The organism is Arthrobacter sp. 2YAF22_2, from assembly GCF_052114645.1.
Classification (GTDB): Bacteria; Actinomycetota; Actinomycetes; order Actinomycetales; family Micrococcaceae; genus Arthrobacter.
This window is the reverse complement of sequence record NZ_JBFRFD010000445.1, coordinates 1-3,077: the sequence shown is the minus strand read 5'-3', so window position 1 is coordinate 3,077 and position 3,077 is coordinate 1. Positions and strand designations below refer to the sequence as shown.

The following is a 3,077-nucleotide window of genomic DNA, read 5'->3' as shown; positions in this document are numbered from 1 at the left end:
CGTTAGTGACGAGCTTGACGGCCTTCACGTCGGCAGCGAGTTCGGCGTAACTGCTGTCGCTGCGGTAACAGGCGTCCAGGTACGGCCCCGCCCCCTGGCCTGCGGCGTAGGAGTCTCCCAGCGCGATGTACTTGGTTTTGTCTATCGCCTGCGCCGGGGCTGCCGCCACCCCGACCGCCATTGCAACGGTGGCGAGTCCGGCGGCGAGAGCCGTGCGGCGGCGTCGAAGTTTCAGAGTTCCCATGGTGTCCCCCTCAGTAGCACGCGGCTTCAGCGCCCCGTGCCGCAAAGCGGTGTCAGTCCGGTGGCAGGCGAGCTGAATAGGAGCCCGGCCGCTACCGGGCCCACCGCCACCCTACGCCGGAGCCCCTGGGCCTGAACCGGGCCGTTGGTCCCGTCGCGAAGATGTCGGGACGAACCGGCGCGAATCCTGCCCGGGGCTTGACGGAGGCAAACCGCAAGACCGCCGCATTTTTGGGCCACAATGGGGTAACGGTCCCGGCGTTGGCCGCCATTCCGGGCGCAGTGCGGGGCTAAAGTTACCGGGTGAAGACTCCCAAATACGCGCTGGTGGTGCGGGCTGCGGCAACCGTCGCCGTCGTGCTCGCTGGATCGTCGCTGGCCGCCCCGGCCCTTGCGGAGGTCGGTGCGGCCGGCACGGCCACCGCTTCGCCTTCGCCTTCGCCTTCGCCATCGGTCGGCGCCGGGTCGGGTCCCGCCGCGGCTCCGGCCGCCACGGCCAAGGATCCGACGACGGCGACGACGCCGGCCGCGTCCGCTGCGCCTTCACCGCAATCTGGCATCAGCGACGCCGGGCTCGCCGAGGCGGTCCGGCGGGATCTGGGCATGACGCTGGCGGAATTCAACGCTGCGGGGGAGTTAGGAAGGCGCGCCGCCGATGCCGTGCCGTCCCTGAGCAAACTGCCCGGCTACGTCGGGATCAGCCTGGCGAGCGGTAAGATTGTCGTCGTCGGCAGCGGCGCCGAACTCCAGACCCGGATCGACCAGCTGAACGGTACCGGCTCACCCGTCTTTGAGCTCCACGCTCCCGCCGCTGTTGCGCCGAGTACGCCGGCCTCATCGACGGCGCCGGCCACTGCCGAGCTGTTGGCCTCCAGCACCGAACAACTGTTCCAGGACTATCTGAGGGAAGTCGGTGCCACGGGGCTGCAGGCCGTTGCCTACGCCGACGGTCACTTCGTCATCCGCACCGGGGGGATCAACACCCCGGAAGTCGGAGTGCCAGCTGTCCTGGAGCCCGTTCTCCCGGTGGTGCCCGCAACCGCCGCGGCGACGAACGCCCCGGTTGCGCCTGCGCAGCCCGGCAAGATCTCTCCCGCTGAATTTGTTGCCCGGTACGCTAACGTCCAGCTCGAGAAGGCCGCGCCGGTCACGACCCAAGCTGACGTGTACGGCGGGGAGGGGTACGTCATGGATTCGGGATTCGGGCGGACAATTTGCTCCACCGGCTTTGGCGCCTTCAGCCCGGCGGGACTGCCCGTGCTACTGACGGCAGGCCACTGCGCCGACGACGGCAAAGCCGCCGTCGCCGGGCTGGAGCCCCCGACGTCCTCGATCGCCGGCGGCGCGCTGCCCCTGCCCCTTGACCTGCCCAAGCTCGGCAGTTTCGGGTTCAGCCAATTTGGCGGAGCCAATAATTCACCTGTGCTCAACCCGAATTGGACAACCGGCGATGCTGGAGAGCCCGGCAACGTCGGCACCGACATCGCCGTGATCGAAAAGCTCGACGGCGGGGTAACCGCCCAGCCGGCCGTGACCAAGTGGGACAACGTGGCGAACCCGGCGCCGACGTCCGTTAAGATCATCGGGACACTCGCCCCGATTGCCGGCCAGGCCGTCTGCCGGTCCGGGCGGACCACGGGGTGGTCCTGCGGGACAGTGAGCGAGCTGGGAATCTACGTGGCAGGCGGTACAAAACCCGGCCCTGCCGACGGCCGCGCATTCCGCGGCTTCCTATCCAAGGACGTCAAGTCCGGCGGCGGCGACTCCGGTGGTCCGTGGATCAGCGGCAACTTTGCCGTCGGCACCCACACCGGGGCTGAAAGCGTCGCCGGGAAGCAGGTCAGCGCCATCGCAACGACCCTTGAGGACGCCCTCACACACATCCCTGGCGTCCAGCTGCAACTCTTCCTGAACAAGCCCGAACTCGCCGGGACTTCAACTTTAAGCACGGTGCCGCCCAACAGTGTCATTCATGGGCGCGTAGCGGCCGCTCCCGCCTCGGCGGTGGCCCTCAACTCCAAGGTCCRCTTGGTCGGCTTGACCCCGGACGCTGTCGAGATTCCGGTCGATACCGCGGGAAACTGGTCATTCACCGCGCCTGCGGCCGAAGGTGCGATCCGGTTGACCGCCGAGACCATAAACGGCTACAGCCAGTCCGGCACCACGACCTTCACTCTGAACGTCTCGGAGTTGGTTGCACCCACGATCACCAGCCCTGCTACCGGATCCGCCCTTACGGCGCTTGACCGCGTTGCGGGCACCGGGACGCCGGGGAACACTGTGAAGCTGTCGGGCGACTTGACCGGTTCCGCGACCGTTGCGCCCGACGGGCAGTGGAGCGTTCCTTTGGCCAGCCGGCCGACGTACGGCAAGATTTCTGTCTCGGCCGTCCAGACGGCCACCGGCCACGTGGACGGCCCAGCGGCCACAGCCGAATTCACCGTGCCGCCCCCCGCTCCCGCAGCAACGGGGAACTGGGACGGCAGCCACTTCGCTCAGGACGAGCTACCCGGTGTTATCTCCGGGACCGGCGTCGACGGCGCTGAGGTCAGCGTGCTGATCGATGGGGTGCCAATTGGTGCGGCGCGCGTCGCCGGCGGATCCGGGACCGGGGCGAAAGCCGTGGCCCTGTCCTTGGCCCCGCTGGTGCTGGTGGCCGACGGGCGCTGGAGTGTCCACCTCCCGGCCGGACTGGCCGTCGGGCCGCATACCTTGGCTGTCTCGCAGTCGGTTGACGGCGTCGCGTCCTCGCCGGTCGAGTACAAATTCACGATCGCCGCGGCGGCTGCCCCTGCAGGCGCGGCCGCAGCGCCGGGGAGCGCCACGCCGGCGGC

1 protein-coding gene and 1 pseudogene are annotated in these 3,077 nt (G+C 68.9%); one reads left to right on the top strand and one right to left on the bottom strand.

Features of this window, described 5'->3' with window-relative positions; genetic code table 11:
- Positions 1–244: pseudogene (locus AB4Y86_RS15575) on the bottom strand (SGNH/GDSL hydrolase family protein); the annotation flags it as partial.
- A gap of 302 nt (positions 245–546) precedes the next feature.
- Between AB4Y86_RS15575 and AB4Y86_RS15570 the strand changes: the two are divergent.
- The coding region (locus AB4Y86_RS15570) for a S1 family peptidase (protein WP_441403094.1) at positions 547–3,077 on the top strand (2,531 nt) is incomplete at its 3' end.